General features: G+C 63.5%; 19 protein-coding genes and 2 pseudogenes. 12 read left to right on the top strand and 9 right to left on the bottom strand.

All coding sequences use genetic code 11. From position 1 onward, the window contains the following. Nucleotides 1-11: 11 nt before the first annotated feature. The 3 genes from BLT09_RS23490 to BLT09_RS23480 all read right to left on the bottom strand — a co-directional run bounded on the left by BLT09_RS23490 (nucleotide 12) and on the right by BLT09_RS23480 (nucleotide 3,693). Nucleotides 12-1,268, bottom strand: coding sequence for a sarcosine oxidase subunit beta family protein (locus tag BLT09_RS23490; protein ID WP_091597307.1), 1,257 nt, complete (start codon nucleotides 1,266-1,268; stop codon nucleotides 12-14). A gap of 9 nt (nucleotides 1,269-1,277) precedes the next feature. Continuing rightward, on the bottom strand, nucleotides 1,278-2,426 hold the full coding sequence (locus tag BLT09_RS23485; RefSeq protein WP_091597304.1) for a M24 family metallopeptidase: 1,149 nt from the start codon (nucleotides 2,424-2,426) through the stop codon (nucleotides 1,278-1,280). A 76-nt stretch (nucleotides 2,427-2,502) separates the two neighbouring features. Beyond that, the gene (locus tag BLT09_RS23480) at nucleotides 2,503-3,693 is read right to left on the bottom strand and encodes a M24 family metallopeptidase (RefSeq protein ID WP_236473652.1); all 1,191 of its coding nucleotides are present in this window, start codon (nucleotides 3,691-3,693) and stop codon (nucleotides 2,503-2,505) included. Nucleotides 3,694-3,908: 215 nt separating this feature from the next. Between BLT09_RS23480 and ehuB the strand changes: the two genes are divergently transcribed. The 7 genes from ehuB to BLT09_RS23445 all read left to right on the top strand — a co-directional run bounded on the left by ehuB (nucleotide 3,909) and on the right by BLT09_RS23445 (nucleotide 10,303). Then, complete coding sequence (ehuB, locus tag BLT09_RS23475; RefSeq protein ID WP_023800462.1) at nucleotides 3,909-4,778, top strand: ectoine/hydroxyectoine ABC transporter substrate-binding protein EhuB; 870 nt, start codon at nucleotides 3,909-3,911, stop codon at nucleotides 4,776-4,778. A gap of 55 nt (nucleotides 4,779-4,833) precedes the next feature. Continuing rightward, complete coding sequence (gene ehuC / locus BLT09_RS23470; protein WP_091597301.1) at nucleotides 4,834-5,562, top strand: ectoine/hydroxyectoine ABC transporter permease subunit EhuC; 729 nt, start codon at nucleotides 4,834-4,836, stop codon at nucleotides 5,560-5,562. Beyond that, on the top strand, nucleotides 5,559-6,218 hold the full coding sequence (ehuD, locus tag BLT09_RS23465; RefSeq protein WP_023800464.1) for an ectoine/hydroxyectoine ABC transporter permease subunit EhuD: 660 nt from the start codon (nucleotides 5,559-5,561) through the stop codon (nucleotides 6,216-6,218). The genes ehuC and ehuD overlap by 4 nt, the downstream gene beginning before the upstream one ends. Further along, nucleotides 6,215-6,994 carry an ectoine/hydroxyectoine ABC transporter ATP-binding protein EhuA gene (ehuA, locus tag BLT09_RS23460; protein WP_027152502.1) on the top strand — a complete coding sequence of 260 codons (780 nt, stop codon included), beginning with the start codon at nucleotides 6,215-6,217 and terminating at the stop codon, nucleotides 6,992-6,994. Before ehuD ends, ehuA begins: the two co-directional genes overlap by 4 nt. Next, the gene (locus tag BLT09_RS23455; RefSeq protein ID WP_091597299.1) at nucleotides 6,991-7,722 is read left to right on the top strand and encodes a GntR family transcriptional regulator; all 732 of its coding nucleotides are present in this window, start codon (nucleotides 6,991-6,993) and stop codon (nucleotides 7,720-7,722) included. The genes ehuA and BLT09_RS23455 overlap by 4 nt, the downstream gene beginning before the upstream one ends. A 650-nt stretch (nucleotides 7,723-8,372) precedes the next feature. Next, nucleotides 8,373-9,593 carry a helix-turn-helix domain-containing protein gene (locus BLT09_RS23450; RefSeq protein WP_091597297.1) on the top strand — a complete coding sequence of 407 codons (1,221 nt, stop codon included), beginning with the start codon at nucleotides 8,373-8,375 and terminating at the stop codon, nucleotides 9,591-9,593. 41 nt (nucleotides 9,594-9,634) lie between these two features. Beyond that, entirely contained in the window at nucleotides 9,635-10,303 is a 669-nt protein-coding gene (locus tag BLT09_RS23445) for a Vgb family protein (RefSeq protein ID WP_091597294.1), read from the top strand. 90 nt (nucleotides 10,304-10,393) lie between these two features. On the opposite strand, the gene BLT09_RS23440 is transcribed toward BLT09_RS23445, so the two are convergent. From BLT09_RS23440 to BLT09_RS23430, 3 genes are read right to left on the bottom strand one after another with little or no spacing between them, the layout of a single operon-like run. Beyond that, entirely contained in the window at nucleotides 10,394-10,852 is a 459-nt protein-coding gene (locus tag BLT09_RS23440; protein WP_023800111.1) for a MaoC/PaaZ C-terminal domain-containing protein, read from the bottom strand. A 1-nt stretch (nucleotide 10,853) separates the two neighbouring features. Further along, nucleotides 10,854-11,930 (bottom strand): Gfo/Idh/MocA family protein, encoded by a 1,077-nt coding sequence (locus BLT09_RS23435; protein WP_091597291.1) that lies wholly within the window; start codon nucleotides 11,928-11,930, stop codon nucleotides 10,854-10,856. Beyond that, nucleotides 11,923-12,252, bottom strand: coding sequence for an L-rhamnose mutarotase (locus BLT09_RS23430; RefSeq protein ID WP_091597514.1), 330 nt, complete (start codon nucleotides 12,250-12,252; stop codon nucleotides 11,923-11,925). The genes BLT09_RS23435 and BLT09_RS23430 overlap by 8 nt, the downstream gene beginning before the upstream one ends. Before the next feature lie 149 nt (nucleotides 12,253-12,401). Here BLT09_RS23430 and BLT09_RS23425 point away from each other — a divergent pair, with 149 nt between their 5' ends. Then, the gene (locus BLT09_RS23425; protein WP_091597287.1) at nucleotides 12,402-13,193 is read left to right on the top strand and encodes an IclR family transcriptional regulator; all 792 of its coding nucleotides are present in this window, start codon (nucleotides 12,402-12,404) and stop codon (nucleotides 13,191-13,193) included. Between the two features lie 51 nt (nucleotides 13,194-13,244). Further along, on the top strand, nucleotides 13,245-14,081 hold the full coding sequence (locus tag BLT09_RS23420) for an amidohydrolase family protein (RefSeq protein WP_091597284.1): 837 nt from the start codon (nucleotides 13,245-13,247) through the stop codon (nucleotides 14,079-14,081). Nucleotides 14,082-14,100: 19 nt separating this feature from the next. Here BLT09_RS23420 and BLT09_RS23415 read toward each other — a convergent pair whose 3' ends face one another. The 3 genes and pseudogenes from BLT09_RS23415 to BLT09_RS35070 form a co-directional block, all read right to left on the bottom strand. Further along, nucleotides 14,101-15,249 carry an extracellular solute-binding protein gene (locus tag BLT09_RS23415; RefSeq protein ID WP_091597281.1) on the bottom strand — a complete coding sequence of 383 codons (1,149 nt, stop codon included), beginning with the start codon at nucleotides 15,247-15,249 and terminating at the stop codon, nucleotides 14,101-14,103. After that, nucleotides 15,246-16,396 (bottom strand): annotated as a pseudogene (locus BLT09_RS23410) (CaiB/BaiF CoA transferase family protein). Before BLT09_RS23410 ends, BLT09_RS23415 begins: the two are co-directional and overlap by 4 nt. A gap of 3 nt (nucleotides 16,397-16,399) precedes the next feature. Then, nucleotides 16,400-16,539 (bottom strand): annotated as a pseudogene (locus BLT09_RS35070) (amine oxidase); the annotation flags it as partial. A 149-nt stretch (nucleotides 16,540-16,688) separates the two neighbouring features. Here BLT09_RS35070 and BLT09_RS23400 point away from each other — a divergent pair. From BLT09_RS23400 to BLT09_RS23390, 3 genes are all read left to right on the top strand, one after another. Then, the gene (locus tag BLT09_RS23400) at nucleotides 16,689-17,786 is read left to right on the top strand and encodes a lactonase family protein (RefSeq protein WP_091597511.1); all 1,098 of its coding nucleotides are present in this window, start codon (nucleotides 16,689-16,691) and stop codon (nucleotides 17,784-17,786) included. A gap of 100 nt (nucleotides 17,787-17,886) precedes the next feature. Then, nucleotides 17,887-19,404 carry a S10 family peptidase gene (locus BLT09_RS23395; RefSeq protein ID WP_091597508.1) on the top strand — a complete coding sequence of 506 codons (1,518 nt, stop codon included), beginning with the start codon at nucleotides 17,887-17,889 and terminating at the stop codon, nucleotides 19,402-19,404. 77 nt (nucleotides 19,405-19,481) lie between these two features. Further along, complete coding sequence (locus BLT09_RS23390) at nucleotides 19,482-20,063, top strand: DUF1349 domain-containing protein (RefSeq protein WP_091597278.1); 582 nt, start codon at nucleotides 19,482-19,484, stop codon at nucleotides 20,061-20,063. Nucleotide 20,064 lies beyond the last annotated feature (1 nt).

Genomic DNA, 20,064 nt, shown 5'->3' with positions numbered 1-20,064 from the left:
TCTTGCGCCTCCTATTGCAGCCAGGCTGAGGGGCCGGCGCCGGCCTCGTCGAGCGTGTGGCCGGTGCGGAAACGATCGAGCCCGTAGGCTGCGATCAACGGGTGCGGCTTGCCGGTGGCGATCGTGTGGGCGAAGCACCAGCCGGAAGCCGGCGTCGCCTTGAAGCCGCCATAGCACCAGCCGCCGTTGAGATAGAGCCCCTCGATCGGCGTCGGGCAGATGATCGGGCTGGCATCGGGCGTCATGTCCATGACGCCACCCCAATGGCGCAGCAGTCGGATGCGCGAAATGCACGGCATCAGAGCGCTCGCCGCCTCCGCCACTTCGCACACGACGCCCAGATTGCCGCGCTGGGCGTAGGAATTGTAGCCGTCGAGATTGCCGCCGAAGACCAGCCCGCCCTTGTCCGACTGGCTGACGTAGAAATGATCGGCGCCATAGGCGACGACGTGGTCCACCAACGGCTTCAGCGGTTCGGTGACAAAGGCCTGCAAGACGTGGCTTTCGATCGGCAGTTCCAGGCCGGCCTTGGCGCCGAGCACGGATGTATGACCGGCAACAGCGAGGCCGACCTTGCCGGCGCCGATCCGGCCTTTCGTCGTTTCGACGCCGACGATCCTGTTGCCGTCGCGGAGGAAGCCTGTCACCTCGCAGTTCTGGATAATATCGACGCCATGGCCGTCGGCGGCTCGCGCATAGCCCCAGGCGACCGCATCGTGGCGCGCCGTGCCCGCCCGGCCCTGGAAGATGGCGCCATGGATCGGGAAGCGGGCGGTGTCGGAAAAATCAAGATAGGGCACGAGACGGCGCACCGCGTCGCGGTCGAGGATGTCGGCATCGATGCCGTTCAGCCGCATGATGTTGGCGCGGTGGCTGAAGCCGTCGAGCTGGTCGGCGGAATGCGCGGTGACGAGCTGGCCGCGCTGCGAGAACATGACATTGAAGTTCAGCGCCCGCGACATGTTCTCCCAGAGTTTCATCGAGAATTCGTAGAACTGGGTGTTGCCGTCGAGCAGGTAGTTGGAGCGGATGACGGTGGTGTTGCGGCCGACATTGCCGCCGCCGACATAGCCCTTTTCGAGCACCGCGACGTTGCGGATGCCGTGGTTCTCGGCGAGGTAGAAGGCGGTAGCGAGGCCGTGTCCACCGCCGCCGATGACGATCACGTCGTAGGACGGATTTGGCTCCGCTGCCCGCCAGGCGCGCTGCCAGTTCTTCTGGCCAGACAGCGCGTTGCGGAAAATCGAAAATGCCGAGTAGCGCGCCATCCCTGCGGCCTATCGAACGATCGGGCCGGCCGGCGTGCGGGTAAGCACTTCGGCACCCGCATCGGTCAGAAGCACGGTGTTGGAGACGAAGTCATCGCCGCGACCGGTGCCCATCAGCCACGACAGGATGTGGAAGCTCATCCCGGTCTCGATTTCGAGATCGGAATCGTGCCTCAAGCCGGTCACCGAATTGCCGCCGGTCCATGATGGCGGCTGTCCGGCGCCGACCAGATAGCCGCAGTGATGGCGGCGATAATGGGAAAGACCGGCCTCGTCGGCGACGGTCTGCCAGGCGGCGTAGACGTCGCGCGCCCTGGCGCCGGGCTTGAGTGCCTCGACGACGGCATCGAACGCCCTGGCGGTCACCTCCGCCATCGCGGCGTCTTCGTCGCTGATATGGCCGATGCGAACGAGCCGGCCGAGCGGCGCGTGATAACGCGAGATGCAGCCGGACAGTTCGACGAAGACCGGCTCGCCCTTGCGGTAGATCCCGTCGCCCCAGGTCGTATGCTCTTCGCCCAGGCGCGCGGCCGGGCGGATGAACGGGCCGAAGCCCGGAGCATGACCGCCGGCGCGGATCATCGCCGCAACGCACTGGGCTGCGACCTCCTGTTCGGAGGCACCGTCCGAGATCGCGGCGATCGCGGCGCCGGCGGCGGCGTCGGTCACTTGTGCCGCCTGACGCATCAGTGCCTGTTCCTCGGCGCTCTTCACTCGCCGCATCCTGTCGACCAGCCCGGAAACATCGCTCCATCTGGCATCGGCCTGCGTCTGGAGTGCGACGGCAAGCCCATGGCTGAGGCCGGCCGTCCAGTATTCGAGGCCGATCCGCTTGCCGGACAGGCTGAGCTCCGCAAGCACCCGCGCGGCAAGGTCGGCCGCCGTTTCGCTGTCGGAATGGCCGCGGAATTCCGCTGCCGTCACCTGTTTCTCGATCGTCACCCTTTCCATCGAGCGGGTGACCAGGACAGGTTTCCCTTCGAGTGGGACGATCAGCAGGTGAGGGGCAAAATATCCCCAGTGATCGAGCCCGGTGAGGTAAAAGACGTTCTCCGGCGAAGCAAAGACCGCAGCGTCGAGCTCGCGCTCGGCCAGCGCCGTGCGGACCCTGACAAGGCGGCCGGCGATTTCGGCTTCGGAAAACGGATTACGGTCCATCAGGCGTCCTCGTTCTGGTTACCGGTTTCGTTGCCGGCATGATCTTTCGTCAGTGACCGGCTTCCAGTCCCCATGCTCAGTCGATGACGATGAGTTCGCGCGCCACGTCGCAGAGGCGTTCGCCGCCGCGATCCGTGACGACGAAGGATTCCGAGATGGCGATGCCGAAATCGTCGAGCCAAACGCCGGCCATGAAATGGAAGCACATCCCGGACTGCATCCTGGTGGTGTCGCCGGGACGAAGACTTGCGGTGCGTTCGCCCCAATCGGGCGGGTAGGCGAGCCCGACCGGATAGCCGACGCGGCTCTCCTTCTTCAGCCCGTTCTTCCTCAACACTGCCTGCCAGGCGGCTTCCACCTCTTCGGCGGTGTAGCCGGGGCGGGCCTTCTCAAGGCCGGCGTCGACGCCCTCGACGATCACCTTGGCAATGTCGACGAGGACTTGCGGCGGCTTGCCGAAATGCACGGTCCGCGTCAGCGCCGCATGATAGCGCCGCCGCACCCCGGCGATCTCCAGAATGGCGAGGCCGCTGTCCGGCAGCGGCGCGTCGGACCAGGTCAGATGCGGCGTGCTGGTGCCCTCGCCGACGGGCATCAGCGGACAGATCGCGGCATAGTCGCCGCCCGCTCCGGGCACGCCCATGATCTGTGCGTGATAGATTTCCGCAATGACATGGTTCTGCGGTACGCCGGGCCGCATTTTTTCGATGCCGCGTTTCATGGCGTGCGTGCAGATCGCACCGGCCTCGCGGATCAGCGCCAACTCGGCTTCGGATTTGACCAGCCGCGCCCAGTTGACGAGATCGTGGTTGTTGGCGAAGTGCGCGTCAGGCAGCCCGCTGACGAGATGGGCATGGCAGCGCGCGGTGTAATAATGCGCGTCCATCTCGACGCCGATGCGGGCGTTTCCCCAGCCACGCGACCGGATCAGCTGGGCGAGTTCGTCATAGGGGTGTTCGACGGGCTGCTGCACCAGCCGTTCCGAGAACGGCACGATGTTCTTCTCCGGCAGGCCGGTGGTCAGGCGTGCGCTCCTGGCGTCCTGCGCCCTGCCGAACCAGATCGGCCGGTCTTCCCTGAGATGGACGAGCACGCATTGCGGAACATAGAACGACCATCCGTCATAGCCGGTCAGCCAGCACATATTAGCTGGGTCCTGACAGATGATGAGGTCGAAGCCGGCCTTCTCCATGCGTGACTTCACGCCGGCCAGGCGCTGCGCATACTCCGCTTGCGTGAAAGTCCCGAAACCGCTCGCGCTCGCCACCGAAATCCCACCTGCCAGTACGCTGGTTTTTTCTTAAATTGTGCACAACTGGCAATAATGTGTGGTCTGATTACGAATTATTGCCAGATTTCTGTAGTTTTTATATCTTAGCTTGCACAATGTCTAGGGCAGTTGTATACGTCTTGACAGGCAAGTGTCGACCTCGAAGAAGGCCGCGCCCGGAATATCAGTCAGTTGTTCAATGGGAGAAAAGCATGTTCAAATCATCGATATCGCGCCGGATGGTCGTGAAAGCCGCCGCCTGCCTCGCGCTTGCCGCGACATCATTCACGGCGCTGCCCGCTTATGCGGAAACCACCCTCGAACAGGCCAAGAAGGACGGCTATATCCGCGTCGGCTTTGCCAACGAGGCGCCGTTCGGTTACGCCACGCCTGACGGCAAGCTGACCGGCGAAGCGCCGGAAGTTGCCAAGGCGGTACTCGCCAAGATGGGTATCGCGCAGGTTGACGGCGTGCTGACCGAGTTCGGCTCGCTTATCCCAGGTCTCAAGGCCGGCCGCTTCGATATCATCGCCGCCGGCATGTTCATCAATCCGAAGCGCTGCGCCGAGATCAATTTCTCCGAGCCGTCCTACGGCATCGGTCAGGCCATGCTGGTGGCAAAAGGCAATCCGAAGGGCGTGAAGGACTTTTCCAGCATCAAGGAAAACCCGGATCTCAAGCTCGCCGTGATGGCCGGCGCCGTCGAGGGCGGCTATGCCAAGGACGCTGGTGTCGCCGCCGGGCAGATCGTTGCCTTGCCCGACCAGTCCAGTCTGGTCGCCGCCGTCCAGTCGGGCCGTGCCGACGCTGCCGCGCTAACCGCTCTTTCGATCGCCGACATGGCCAAGAAGGCCGACGGCGTCGAATCGACCAAGCCGTTCGGCGAGGTTGCCGGCAAGTCGGTGAAAGGCCATGGCGGCTTCGGCTTCCGCAAGGAAGATACCGACCTGCAGGAGGCGTTCAACGCCGAGTTGAAGACGTTCCTCGGTTCGCCGGAGCACATCGCGCTGGTCGAGCCGCTCGGCTTCGGCAAGGACTACCTGCCCAACAAGACCACCGCGGAGCTTTGCGCGGGCAAATAGGTTCCCAACTGCTGGCGGCGCGAAAGCGCCGCCCCTTTTTCCTGGGGGAATCCGCATGGGAATCCGTACGCTCGTTGCCATGCTGGTCGTCGCGCTTGTCGTGATCGGTGCCTTGGCAACGCAGGAATCTTACAAAGTGTTTATGCCGGGGCTGCTGCAAGGCGCGGTCCTGACGATCGAGATCGCTATCCTCGGCAGCCTGCTGGCAATCGTCATGGGCGTGCTGGCGGCGCTGGCAAGGATGTATGGCCCGGCGCCGCTCAAATGGCTGGCCACGGTCTATGTCGAGATCTTCCGCGGCACCTCGGCGCTGGTGCAATTGTTTTGGCTGTTTTTTGTGCTGCCGCAATTCGGTGTCACGCTCAACGCATTTCTGGTTGCTGTCCTGGCGCTCGGCCTGAACGTTGGTGCTTACGGATCGGAAGTCGTGCGCGGCGCGATCCAGTCCGTCGCCCGCGGACAGTGGGAGGCGTCTACCGCATTGAACATGAGCCGCCCCCAGATGCTGCGCCGGATCATCCTGCCGCAGGCTTTCGTCGCCATGATCCCGCCTTGGGGCAATCTGTTCATCGAGCTTTTGAAATCGACAGCGCTGGTCTCGCTGATCACGCTCTCGGACCTCGCCTTCAAGGCGCAGCAAATGAACCAGAACACGTTCAAGACCATTCCGATCTTCACCCTCGTCCTGCTGATGTACCTGGCAATGTCGCTGGTCGTGACCATCGGCATGCGGCTTCTCGAAAGGCGGGCTTCGCTCGGATTGGCGCGGGGGAAGGCAGCATGATCTGGGACTGGGCATTTGCTTTTGAAATCCTGCCGGTGCTCGCCAGCGCTGCCATCGTTTCCATCGAGGCGACGCTGATCGGGTTTGCGCTTGCCGCCTCGCTTGGCCTGGTGCTGGCGGTGGTCCGCATCGCCGTGCCGTGGACCGGCTGGACGATTTCGGTGCTGGTCGAACTGATCCGGTCGACCCCGTTGCTGATCCAGATATTCTTTCTCTATTTCGTCTTTCCGAAATTCGGTGTCGTGCTCGACGCCTTCACCGCCGGGGTGCTTGCCATCGGTATCCACTACGCTGCCTATTGTTCCGAGGTCTATCGCGCCGGTTTCGACAACATCCATCGCGGCCAGTGGGAAGCCTCGGTCGCCCTCAATCTGTCAGCCTGGACGACGTTCCGGGACATCATCATTCCGCAGGCGATCCCGCCGATCGTTCCGGCGCTCGGCAACTATCTGGTTGCCTTGTTCAAGGAGACGCCATTGCTTTCCGCAATCGCCGTGCTGGAGCTGATGCAGACCGCCAAGATCATCGGCTCCGAAACCTTCCGCTACACTGAGCCGATGACGCTGGTCGGCCTGTTCTTCCTTGCCATGAGCCTGGTTTCCGCCGCGCTCATTCGCTCCCTCGAAGGCTTGCTCAACCGGAGGACCATGCGATGACGGAACAACCGATGGTCCGCTTCGACAATGTTTCGAAACGCTATGGCGCGCTGACCGTTCTCGACGGGCTCAATCTGGACATAGCACGCGGCGAGAAGGTCTCCATCATCGGGCCGTCCGGCTCCGGCAAGACCACGGTGCTGCGCATGCTGATGACGCTGGAGACGATCAATGACGGCGTCATCTGGGTCGAAGGCGAGCCGCTCACCCACATGGAGAGGAACGGCAAGCTTGTTCCCGCCGATCTCGCGCACATCCGCAAGATCCGCGCCAAGATCGGCATGGTGTTCCAGTCGTTCAACCTGTTCCCGCACATGACGGCGATGCAGAACTGCATCGAGGCGCCGATAACCGTGCTCGGCATGAAGCGGGCCGATGCCGAGGCGCGTGCGGCCGAGCTGCTCGACATGGTCGGCCTGTCGGAGAAGAAGGACCACTATCCCTCGCAGCTTTCCGGCGGCCAGCAGCAGCGTGTCGCCATCGCCCGCGCTTGCGCCATGCGGCCCAAGATCATGCTGTTCGACGAGGTGACCTCGGCACTCGACCCCGAACTCGTCGGCGAAGTGCTTGAAGTCATCCGAAAACTCGGCAGGGAACATGACCTCACCATGCTGATGGTCACCCACCAGATGGGATTTGCCAAGGAATTCTCCGATCGCGTCTGCTTTTTCCATGCCGGCAAGATCTGCGAACAGGGGCCGCCAAACGAGTTGTTCGGTGCCCCCAAGAACGAGCGGACGCGGCAGTTCCTGCACGCTGTCCTGGAGGCTGGATGACGCTTGAGACGGATGCCGCGCCCCTGGCCGCGACCGCCGCACCGCCGCGCCCGCTCTCGGCGCGGGAGCGGTTCGAGCGTATCTACCGGATATTGCGCGACCGCATCTGCCTGCTCGACTATGCGCCCGGCAGCCATCTCTCCGAGGAAGAGCTTGCCCAGGAATTCCAGATCAGCCGCACGCCGGTTCGCCGTGTCCTGGCGCGCCTCGAATCCGAGGGTCTGGTTCAATCCGTCCATGGCGTCGGCACGATCGTCACCGACGTCGACATCGAGGAATTGCAGCAGGTCTATCACTTGCGCCTGGAGCTGGCGCTCCTCGTCGGCAAGCTTTCGCCGATCCCGCGCACGGCGGACGACCTCGACCGGATAAGGGCACTCATCGCGCGCTGCGATTCCGATGTGCTCAATCCCGACCAGCGCGCTTTCCTGCGCCTCAACATGGATTTTTTCTACGAGCTCACCGCGATGACCGGCAACCAGCCGCTGCGCGAGATCAGCGAGCGTCTGTATTTTCAGGTCGCGCGCGTCGTCCTGAAGATGATGCCGCAGTTGGGCCTGGTCGAGGAGTTCACTGCGTTCCGCCGCGAAATGGAAGAGGTGCTTGCCGCCGCCGAGATCGGCGACTGGGAGTCGATCGGGCACATCAGGCGAGCCCATATCTCGATGAGCTTTCGCCGCATGATGCGTCATGCAGGCGAGGTCAAGCTCTCCGGCGGAACTCTGTAGTTTATGTTCTGAACCCTCCACCTGCGGGCGGGATTCACCCGGATGAAAGACCTAAAAAGGCGGCCGCCTAAATCCAATGCCATTCCCCTACAGCTGGGTAGCGGTGTTGCTCCAACCCAGAGTTGGTGCGATGACAGATGTATGGAACACTTGACGGACAACGAGTTGCAAGCGCGGCTTAAGCGCTTGGGCGCGCGCCTTGAAAAGCTTAAGGCTGCAAGGCGAGCTGCTCCAGAGAGGGAGCATATCGAACGGGGTCCACTTGGTCCGCAAGATCCACTAGAGGCAGAGTTCCTGGCGCGTACAGGAGGGTGGTCCTTCACCAATCCCGGGTTCGCCCTAGGCGCCCTTGTTGTCTTTATCCGCTCGCTGCGTAGAACGCGCTAAACTGCCGGCCTGTCAGGTACATATTCCTGTTTCACGTTGGGTTTGTCAGCCAGGTAATTACCCCTTTTGCCAGGCTCAGAACTGGCATTTGCACAAAATCGAACGCCATCGCCACGTCGGGCTACGTCGCGCCAGTTGCCGTTTGATCTGGCGAACGCCGGATCACGACCGGCAGGCGGCGCTTCAGCGCGCTGGCTGTTGGTCCCGAGATAGATTAGGACCGGACATCGAAAGGTGAGAGTGACAAGTGTGACGGGATTCCGATGGACTCGCTGATCACCGCTGCGGCGCGCGCCCTTGCGACGGGTGATCCTCTTGGCGCTTTGAAGCGGGTCGCCCTGCGTGAGGATGCGCCTGCGCTTGCGCTGCGCGGCATCGCGATGGCGCAGCTCGGCGATCTCGTCCGAGCAAAGGCTCTTCTCAAAAGTGCTGCGCGCGCCTTCGGTCCGAGAGAGGCGGTGGCACGCGCGAGGTGCGTCGTCGCCGAAGCCGAGATCGCGCTCGTCTCGCGCGACCTCGGCTGGCCGGAGAAGGCGCTCGACGCCGCGCGGTCGACGCTTGAAAAACACGGCGACCACGTCAATGCCGCGCATGCGCGCAATCTCGAAGCGCGGCGCCTGCTCCTGATCGGACGCCTCGATGAGGCGGAGGGCAGGCTGGCTGGCTTCGACCCGACGACGCTCCCACCCGCGTCAAGGGCCGCCCACGAGCTGGTGATTGCGGGGATCGCGATACGCCGCCTCCGGACCAAGGCGGCGCGCGCTGCGCTCGGACGGGCCGCGCACGCGGCGCGCCAGGCGGACATTCCAGCGCTGACGGCCGAGGTTGAAGGCGCATCCCTGGTGATGAACACGCCCGCGGCGCGGCTGATCGCGCGCGGGGTGGAGCGCCCGCTCCTGCTCGAGGAGGTCGAAGCGCTGCTGGCGTCGGGGGCGCTCGTCGTCGACGCCTGCCGCAATGTCATGCGGGACGCCGGCATGATCGTCTCGCTGGCGACGCGCCCGGTCCTGTTCGCGCTTGCGCGCACGCTGGGCGAAGCCTGGCCCGCAGACGTACCGAGGAGCACGCTCGTCGCACGCGCCTTCGGCGGCAAGCACGCCGATGAATCGCATCGCGCCCGGTTGCGGGTCGAAGTCGGTCGGCTTCGGGTGGAGTTGCGGTCACTGGCGGATGTGAGCGCGACCAAGCGAGGCTTTGCGCTTAAGCCGCGCCGCCCACGCGATGTCGTGGTGCTGGCGCCGCCCGCCGACGAGCCGCATGCAGCGGTGCTCGCCTTCCTCGCCGACGGCGAGTCGTGGTCGAGCTCGGCGCTCGCAATTGCGCTCGGAGCCAGCTCGCGCACCGTGCAGCGCTCGCTCGAGCAGCTTGCGGCAGCAGGCAAGGTGCAGTCCTTCGGCCTCGGGCGAGCGCGCCGTTGGATGACCCCGCCGGTGCCGGGATTCCCGACAATCTTGTTACTCCCCGGCTCACTGTCGGGTTACTAGTGTCATGGACAATTCAACAGATCTGAGCCTGGAGGAGAAGCATGAAACGATCTGCAGCTGAAGTCCTCCGCGAATATGGACCCTTTCCGGGTGTCGACCACGTGGCTGGGGTTACATTCGACGGTCAGCAGGTCTGGTTTGCGTCAGGAGACAGGCTGAACGCCTTGGATCCTGCGAGCGGCAATGTGGTGCGCGCGATCGATGTCGCCGCGCACGCAGGAACGGCCTTCGACGGCCAGCACCTGTTCCAGATCGCCGAAGATCGCATTCAGAAGATCGATCCCAACACTGGCCGCGTGCTCGCCACGATTCCGGCGCCAGGTGGCGGCGGCGACTCCGGACTTGCCTGGGCCGAAGGCTCACTTTGGGTGGGGCAGAATCGCGGTCGCAAAATCCATCAGATCGACCCCCAGACAGGGGCAGTTCTTCGCACAATCGATTCCAACCGTATCGTCACAGGGGTCACCTGGATCGACGGCGAACTCTGGCACGGCACCTGGGAAGGTGACGAGAGCGACGTCAGGCGGATAGATCCTGAAACCGGAAAGGTCCTGGAGAAGCTTGATATGCCGCCCGGAACAGGCGTGTCGGGGCTCGAGTCCGATGGTGGCGATCAGTTCTTCTGCGGCGGTGGAAACAGCGGCAAGGTGAGAGCCATCCGCCGACCCAGGCGAGGCTCCAAAACCCCGGTCGACCCGACGAGCAAGTAACCGAAGCGGCCCTCGCGGGCGCGCTTTCCGCTTTGACGAACCGTCCGCCGGGAGCGGTCATCAATGCGGCGGACCGGATCGCTGGAGCCCTTAAGCGCTGTTGGGCTTGTCGCGGCGCTCGACGATGTAGATGTGGTCGGCAACCAGGACCACATCGCCATGCTGGTTGATCACCTCGCAGCGCTCGATGACGCGACCCGACTCCGGCCGCTTTGGGTCGTCTTGCTTGGCCGAGATGGTGGTGCGGGTCTTGATCGTATCGCCGATGAACACCGGCTTGATGAAGCGCAACCTGTCATAGCCATAGGAGAACGCGACAGGGTTGATGACGCTTGCCGTCAGTCCGACGCCGACCGAGAAGACCAGCGTGCCATGGGCGATGCGCTGGCCGAACGGCGTCGTCTTCATGAACTCGGCGTCCATGTGGTGAGGGAAGAAATCGCCGGTATGGCCGGCATGCACGACGAAGTCGGTCTCGGTGATGGTGCGCCCGCTGGTCATGCGCGACGAGCCGATCTGGTAATCCTCGAAATAGACAGTCTGTTCCATGTCAGGGCCTCGCCGCGATCGGTGTTGCCGGTGCCGCGCTCGATTGGTAGGCAGCTTCGACCAGCGCCATGGTATTCCAGGCGTCCTCGACGGAACTGACAAGCTCGGCGTCTTCGCCTGATGCGTGGCGTTGGACATTGGCCATGCGGCCGACAAAGGCGTCCGGGAACCATTCGCCGACGAGCGGCACCGTGACCCAGTCTGAGCCGCCCTTCGGATAGATTTCAAGGATATCGGGCTCGCCGCGCGGATAGTCGAGGTTGAGCCCGAGCTTGAGATAGGCGGCGCCCTCGGTTCCGCAGATGCGGAACTCGCAGGCCTGGTGTTTTCGGCCAAATTTATGATCATGATTGATCGACAGCGCACAGCGCACTGTGTCGCCATAGTCGAGGATCGCGCTGGTGCGGGTTTGCGCGACCTTATGGTCGGGATGACCGAGCGTCTTGGCGTGAATCCCCCTGGGATCGCCGAGCAATTGCCGGATCAGGTCGAGATAATGAATCGAATGCATGGCGATCTCGACGCGCGGCGCCTTCAGCAGGAATTCCCACAGCTGCCAGGGTGTCGCCAGCGCCAGCCAGGCGTCGAAGTCGACGACGTCGCCCAGCCAGCCCCTGGCGATCGCATCCTTCAGCGCCAGCATCATCGGTGCGAAGCGAAGCTGGAAATTCACCGCCGCTTTCAGGTTTTTGGCGCGGCAGGTTTCGAGGATCTCGCTCGCCTCGGTGAGGTCGCTGCCCATCGGCTTCTGGATCAGCGCTACGGCGCCGTCGGGCAACGCCCTGAGCACGCCGGCATGATGAGCCGGCGGCGTCGCCAGGTCGAAGATGACGCCGTCGATTGACGTAGCCTCCTCGATCGACCGGTAAGCGGTGACGCCCCAGTTGGCCGCGAGTTTTTCCGCCTTGGCGTGGTCGGGATCAAAAAGCCCGGCGACCGGAAAGCCGGCTTTCCGATAGGCCGGGAAATGCGCGTCGCCGACGATCGAGCCGGCGCCGAAAATCACGATCGGCCGCGGCTTCGATGGCTTCGCCCAGGACTGGGAGAGCCAGGCTGGGTCGAAAACGCCGTCAGTCATGATGGAAGACTTCGTCCATCGATGCCCACCATTCGCCCTCCTTGCGGGTCGGCAGCGGCTCCTGGCAAGGCATGCACAGCGCCCACCATTCCTGCGTCTTGGGATCGGCGGCCATCTTCGCCATGTCGGCGGCATAGTCGGTGCCGTGGTACTCGAAAGTGCTGAACAAGAGGTGCTCCGGCTCCTTGAGATAGATCGAATAGTTCCTGATGTTGCAGGCGGAAATCATCGCCAGCACTTCAGGCCAGACGGCTGCGTGAAGCCGCACATATTCGGTGACCTTTTCCGGCTTGAGGCCGAGCACCATTGCCATCCGCTGCATGTCCGGCTCCTGTTTCACTATCGTCGTTATGAATGCCGCGATGCGTTGCGTTGCACCGGCGGTGATCTGCCCACTATTTACATACAAACAAATAATTTACACAATCGCCAAGCCGATGGTCCTTCGGATGCTGACCACGGGGAGTGACTATGGCGGAGGACGAGGACGATGACCGCTATCGCGCGCCGGCGCTCGACAAGGGTCTCGACATCCTGGAGCTTCTGGCCGGCGTCGATGGCGGCCTGACGCAGGCGGAAATCGCCAAGAAGCTCGACCGCAGCCCCAACGAGTTCTACCGTATGCTGGACCGGCTGGTGCGGCGCGGCTACGTCACGCGGCTGGATGGCGACCGCTACTCGCTGACGCTCAAGCTGTTTGGCCTGGCGCAGCTGCACGCGCCGGTGCGGCGGCTGGTTTCCTATGCGACGCCGCTGATGCGCGAACTTGCCGAAACGTCGCAGCAGTCAAACCAGCTTGTCGTCTTCGACCGCGGTTCTGCCGTGGTAATCGCCCAGCAGGAGGCGCCGGACTATTGGGGCATCTCCATTCGTGTCGGCGCCCATGTCAGCCTGTTCGACACCGGCTCCGGACATGTGCTGCTGGCGTTCCGCTCGCCGGAAGAGCGGCGGATGATGATCTCCGAACATCTGCGCAGCGCCCACAAGCCGCCTCAATCGCCGGACTTCTTTGCCCGTCTCGACCAGATCCGACAACGCGGCTATGAAATGATGGCATCGATGCAGACCGCCGGTGTATTCAACCTGTCGGCACCCGTGCTTGGCTCGGACGGCAGGGCGATCGCCGTGCTGTCGATCCCCTACATAACCCTGATCAACGCACCCAGGGCGCCCGACATTACGAGGACCATAGAACTGTTGCTGGCAGCCGCCGAAAAGCTGTCGCAGCTGGCGGGAGCCGCTGCCAAGCAGGCGACTGATTGAACAATTTCTGCGTGAGATGATTTTGAAACGGCGAAGGAGGAGCGCGCCATCATGATCTTCGATACCCATCTGCATCTGATCGACCAGTCGGCGCTGCGCTATCCTTGGCTCTCCGGCGTGCCGGCACTAAACCGCGATTTCCCCTACGACGAATATGCAGTCCAGGCTCGCCGCGCCGGCATAGAGGGCGCGTTGCACATGGAGGTCGATGTCGATCCAGCCGATATCGAGGCTGAGACCAGTCACGTAATGGCGCTGTCACACCAGAAGGACAGCTTGCTGCGCGGGGCAATAGCCTCCTGCCGTCCGGAAGAGCCGGGCTTTGCCGCCTATCTCGAGCGCCAGCGCGCCGATCCTTTCGTCAGGGGTTTTCGCCGTGTGCTCCACGTCGTGCCGGACGAGCTTTCGGAAGGCGCGCTGTTTCGCGAAAACATCAAGCGGCTTGCCGGCACCAAACTGACCTTCGACCTCGTCGTCTTGCCGCATCAGATCCCCAAGGCGATTGCGCTTGCCGACCTCGCGCCGGACGTGCAGTTCGTGCTCGACCATTGCGGCGTGCCCGACATCAAGGGCAGCAGTGAGCATCCCTGGCGCGAGCATATGGCGGAGATCGCGCGGCGCCCGAACGTCGTCGGCAAAATTTCCGGTGTGGTCGCCTATGCGGACGCTGGATCCTGGACTGTCGAAACGCTGCGTTCCTATGTCGAGCACACCATCCAATGCTTTGGCTGGGACCGGGTCGTGTGGGGCAGCGACTGGCCGGTCTGCACGCTTGGCGGCGGGCTCGCGGCCTGGATTGCGGCGACGCATGCGCTGCTTGCCGGAGCAAGCATCGATGAACGGCAAAAGCTGCTCTCCGCCAATGCGAAGCGGCTGTGGAATTTGTGAGAAGTTAGCGAACTCTGCCTCATCTCAGCGCCGGGTGCCGGAGACTCTTCACAAACAGGCGATTGAGATCGGCGACGACGCGGCCGGCATCGTGCCTTTCGGTCAGGCCGAGATTGATACGATCGGAGGCCGCCTGCTGGAAGGCCATGTAGCCATCGTGGCGTGGCCTGACCCAGGCCCTCTCGAGCGTGGCGCGGGTGTCCTTGTAGAAATTGCCGGCGGCTGCGTTGACGGCGGCATCGTCCCAGGCTGCGGCATGGCCGGGCTGGCCGCCGGCCGACGCATAGGGGCCGCGCTGCACCTCGCCGCTGGCGATCCAATAGGCAAAGTCGATGGCCTCTTGCGTGGCCTTCGAAAAGGCCGACACGGCAATGCCGGTTCCGCCGAGCGCCGACCCGACTACACCGGCGTCGCCGGCAGGCGGAATGTCGGCGAAGGCAAGGCGGCTGCTGTGGAATCCGGCGATGGCATAGGAAACGTAGCCGTAGATCAGCGGCGCGCAGGCGATCCGCGTGCCGGAGCTGGCCATCTCCTCCAGGACGCCGATCGGGTCCATGCCAAGGCAGGTCGGATCGACGAGAGCCGCGATCTCGCGCATCATCTCGAAAACGCGGCCGCCGATGTCAGGGTTTATGTGGTCGCCAGGCTCTTCGACGGCGGGCCTGCCGAGATTGCCGGCAAGCGTGTAGAACACCATCAGCGAATGCGGCGGCCTGAGCGGCAGCAACGCGCGGCCTTGCCGCGCCAGGTCGAGCACCTCGGACCAGTTCGCCGGCGCGGCGGAAAGCATGTCCGGCCGCCACGCCTGCACCTGGCTGGCCGTGTCGATCGGAAACGCCCACTGCCGGCCTTGCCAGTTGTAGCTAGGATAGGACTGGCCGACGCTGCCTGCCGCCAATGCCGCGCGTTCCTCTTCACGCCCCACAATGTCGAGCGGCGCCAGACAAGTCTCGGCGGTGATCTGGCCGACATGCGGATGATCGATGACGATCAAATCGTAGGCACGGGCCAGGTCCTCGACCGGAAACGATTCGAAATCCTGCAGCGAGCGCTTGTCCCATTCGATGGTGACGCCGGTCTGCTGCTTCCACAGTCCCGAACAGGCGACCATCGGGTCGTAGCCGCGCGGATGGCTCCAGGTCATGCCTTTGAGCGTCACGTCGCTCACAGCCCGAATTCTTCGCGGATCTTTGCGCTGTGCTCGCCGATGCGCGGCGCCGCCCGCTCGACCTTGGCGCGGACGCCATCGACCCGCAGCGGCGAACGCGTGGTGAGGATCGAGACGTGATCCTCGCGCGTCACGGTCTGCAGCATGTCGAGCACCTGAAAACCTTCGCTGGCCATCATTTCCGGCCAGGTCAGCACCTTGGCGCACCAGATGTCGGCGGGCTCGAGGATGGCAAGCCAATCGTCAACGGTTTTCGTCGCGATTTTTTGCGCAATGATCGCCTTGATCTCGTCGCGGGCGGTGAACCAGGTCGACGGCTGATCGCGATAGGGCGCAAGCTGTTCGAGTGCCAAAAGGTCGGCCAGCTTCGGGATCGGCGTCATGGCAATCGCCAGATAGCCGTCCTTGGCCGGATAGACGCCGTAAGGCGCCGACAGATAGGCATGGGCGCTGCGGAACGCCGATCGCCGTGGCAGGCGGCGTCCGTCATTGAGATGCGTGGTCAGCACCTCGAACTGGAAGTCGACCAGCGCTTCGAGCAGGCTGGTCTCGACATGACTGCCGGTGCCGGTCAGGCCGCGCCGCACCAGTGCGGCAAGGATGCCTTGCGCGGCGGCGGCGCCTGCCAGCATGTCGGCAATCGCCAGGCCGAAGGGCACCGGACCCTGGTCCTCGTCGCCGTTCAGCCACATCACGCCTGCGCCAGCAGATCCTGCCCGGGGCGCTTGACCCAAGGGCCTTCTTCGCCATAGCCGCTGATCGAGGCATAGACCAGGCGTGGATTGATCTTGCGCACCGCCTCGTAGTCAAGGCCAAGGCGCTCGATGACGCCGGGCCGGAAATTCTGGATCAACACGTCGGCCTTGGCCAGCAGGCCGCGCAGCGCCGCCAGATCGGCCGCTTCCTTGAGGTCGATGGCAAAGCTTTCCTTGGCCCGGTTGATGGCGTGGAAGATGGTGGAATCGCCGCCGATCTCGGTGTCGCTGAGATAGAGTCGGCGCGACAGGTCACCGCCATCGGGGCGCTCGATCTTGATGACGCGGGCGCCAAGGTCGAGCAGCCGCAGCGAGCAGTAGGGCCCGGACAGGAACTGGCTCATGTCGACGACGACGAGCCCGGTCAGCGGCAATTCGGCGATGGCAGCCATCGCCTATGTCTCCGTCTTGCCGGCGAAATCGGCCGGATTCCGGCACTTCACCGTCTGCAGGAGCTGGCAATAAAGCACGAGCTCTCCTTCACTCTTGAAGACCTCATAGCTGGCGCGGATCAGCCCATCTCCTTGTATTGAGGTTTTGTGTCGAGATTGGATTGCACGATCGGTCCGCGTCGATCTTCTCTAGTGAATAGTATTTTCACATATGGGATTGTGTTTCAAGCGTGAACAGGCGAAATTTGCCGCGATCCGCTGCGGCTGGGTGCCGGCGGAAAAAGGGATTTCGATGCAGGACGCCTGTCTGGTCTTCGTCGGCAGCCTCAACCGCGAGGCGCCTTATTTTCAGGGCGCGCGCGGCGTTGGGCTCGGTGTCTACAGTTTCGACGAAGAAACGCTGGAGACGAGGAAACTGGCCGAGACGGGTGACGTCGACAATCCGACCTTCCTGTCGGTGACGCCGGACGGGTCACATGTCTATGCCAACTCCGAAGTGTTCACCTGGCGCGAAGGCGTGGTTTCGGCCTACCATTTCGACAGGCAAACCGCCGCGCTCTCCTACATCAACAAGCAGCCGACGCTTGGCAGCATCACGGCGCACAACACCGTCACGCGCGACGGGACGAAGCTCCTGGTCGCCAATTACGGCATGGGCGAAGGCGGCCCCGATCGCTCGCTCGTCGTCTACGGATTGCGCGACGATGGCGGCTTGACCGCGCCGTTGTCGAGCGTCGCCCATAGCGGAACTGGTCCCGACGCAGTTCGTCAGGAACGTCCCCATGCCCACAGCGTCACCGAGACGATTGCCGGTGGCGTGGCGATGGTCGCCGATCTCGGCATCGATCGGCTTGTCGCGTACCGCATCGGGCCGGACGGCGGCCTGACCAGACTGGCGGAGTCGGCGCTTGCGCCCGGCGCTGGGCCACGTCACGTGGCGCTGCATCCGGGCGGGCGCTTCGTATTCGTCATGAACGAACTGGATTCGACGGTGGTCTCGCTTGCGCTGGACGAAGCGTCGGGCAGGCTCACCGAGATCGACACGAAGCCGGCCGTGCCGGCCGCGGCGCGCGACGGCAATCATTGCGCCGACATCCAGATATCGCCCGACGGCCGCTTCCTCTATGGCTCCAACCGCGGCCATGACAGTGTCGTGGTGTTTTCCGTCGACCAGCAGACGGGCACGCTTGCGCTGGTCGACCATGCGCCGTGCGGGGGCGCTGCGCCGCGCAATCTGGCACTGACGCCCTCGGGTCGCCATCTCTTCTCGGCCAACCAGAACGCCGACCGCATCTCGATTTTCGCACGCGATGCGGCCACGGGTCGGCTGGCCGACACCGGGCGGTTTATCGATATCGGCACGCCGATGTGCGTGAAGATCGTGCGTTGAAAGCCTTGCTCTCCTTCCAGCAGCGAGGGCGTGCACAGTCCTGTGATTTCGGCTGAGCCATCAGCGTGGTAGCTTGCAGTCGTTCCGCTGCGGAGTCGCCATGCGTACCAAGCTCCTAGAAATCACCCTTGCTATGCTGGTGCTGGTCGGCGGCCTTCCAGCCGGCCATGCGCAAGTGGCCGAACGGCCGTCGCCTTCGGGCGGCGTTCTGTCGCTGCTCCCGCCGCCCCAGGTCTCAGATCATTCGATCGTGATCGCGGGACGCACGCTCAACTATCAGGCAAGGACCGGCACGCTGTCGTTGCTATCCGGCAAGGGCGACGTCACCGCGGAAATCTTTCATGTCGCCTACACGCTGCGTCCCGAGCCAAGCCGGGAACCTGATCCCCGCCGCCCGATCACTTTCGTATTCAACGGTGGTCCCGGAGCGGCTTCCGCCTATCTGCATCTTGGCGCGCTTGGTCCACGCGTGATGGCGACAGCGGCCGATGGAAGTTTTCTCCCACCGCCGCAGCGGCTTTTGGACAACCCGAACACCTGGCTCGACATGACCGACCTGGTCTTTGTCGATCCCGTCGGAACCGGTTACAGCCGCGAAGCATCCGGCACCGAGGCACGCAGCTTCTGGGGCGTCAACCAGGACGCCGCCGCGATGGGCGCCTTCATCCGGCTCTATCTGGCACAGGCGGGCCGCACAGCGTCGCCGGTGTTTCTTGCCGGCGAAAGCTATGGCGGGTTTCGGGCGGCACTGCTTGCCAAGACGCTCCAGGATGATATCGGCATCAGCCCTCGCGGCATCGTGCTCATCTCGCCGGCGCTCGAATTCACGCTCGTGCGGCCCGACGAGTTCCAGCCGCTTCACTGGGCGCTTGAGCTGCCGTCGCTGGCGGCGGTGCGCCTGCGCAGCCAAAGCGTCACCGGTTCCGAACTGCGGGAGCGGTTGGCCGATGTCGAACGCTATGCGCTTGGCGACTATCTCGTCGCGCTTGCCAGCGGGCTCGAACAGGGCGGGCGTCTGGCGAGCCCGCGCGTTGCTGAAATCACCGGCCTGCCGCTCGAAGTCGTGAAACGAAACTTTGCACGCATTCCCACCGCGCTCTTCGCCAAGGAGTTTGCGCGGGCAAGGGGCAATGTTCTCAGCGTCTATGACGGCACGATCGAAACGGCAGACGTTGCCCCGGAAAGTCCAAGGCCCAGCGGCCCTGATCCGGTGCTCGACCGAAGCGTGCCGGCGCTCACTTCCGCCTTTGTCAGCTATGTCAGGGAGGAACTGAAATTCCGTACCGATCTAAGCTATCGGCTTCTCAACCGTGAAATCAGCGGAAATTGGGATTACGGGACGAGCCCGACGCGTCAGGGCTATACCGGCGTGATGGATGACCTTCAGCAGGCGCGCGCGCTAAATCCCGGCCTCGGCGTTTTGATCGTCAACGGCTACACCGACCTGGTGACGCCCTATCTGGTGTCACGCTATCTTGTCGGCCAGGTTCCTTCGCTTCCCGGCGCAACGCCTATCCGCCTCGAACTGCTGGAAGGCGGCCACATGATGTATTTCAGGCCGGAGAGCCGGCGCGCGCTGAGAGAGGCCGCGTCCGAGCTTTACCAAGCGCCGAAATGAGCGCGTAAAAGAGACAAATCCGCCTCGTCGCATGAGAGGCGGATGACGCAACACGAACCGGCGAGGCGAACAAGTCGATGACATCTCAGCCTGCAGAACTGACTTGGCTCAACCCGCCACCGCATCATGCCTTCGGCGACAGCACCGTGCATGTTCGGACCGGCAAGGAAACCGATTTCTGGCGCGAGACTTTTTATGACTTCTGGCGTGACAATGGCCACTTCCTCTACCGGCAGGTCGAGGGCGATTTCAGCGCCGAGGTCACCGTCAAGGGGGACTACAAGGTGCTCTATGATCAGGCCGGTTTGATGGTCCGGCTGAGCGAGACGCATTGGGTCAAGGCTGGCATCGAGTTCACCGACGGGCTCGCCTATTTTTCCGTCGTCGTCACCAATGATGCTTCCGACTGGTCGTTGGTCAGCATCCCGGCCGGTCCGGACGGAGTCAGGATCCGGCTGACCCGCCATGCCGAGACAATCCGCGTTCAGTATCGCGATGCCTCCGACCATCGCTGGAAGCCGGTGCGGCTCGCCTACTTCCCGCCCTCGAAAACAGTCGATGTCGGCATGATGTGCTGTTCACCGCAACGTGAAGGTTTCGAAGTCACATTCAGCGATTTTTCAGTCGGCCCGGCGATCTCGAGGGAACTCCACGACTGAC

Origin of the sequence: Mesorhizobium muleiense (genome assembly GCF_900099905.1) — a bacterium.
In the GTDB taxonomy this organism is placed as follows: domain Bacteria; phylum Pseudomonadota; class Alphaproteobacteria; order Rhizobiales; family Rhizobiaceae; genus Mesorhizobium; species Mesorhizobium muleiense.
This window is presented reverse-complemented; position numbering and strand designations above follow the sequence as displayed.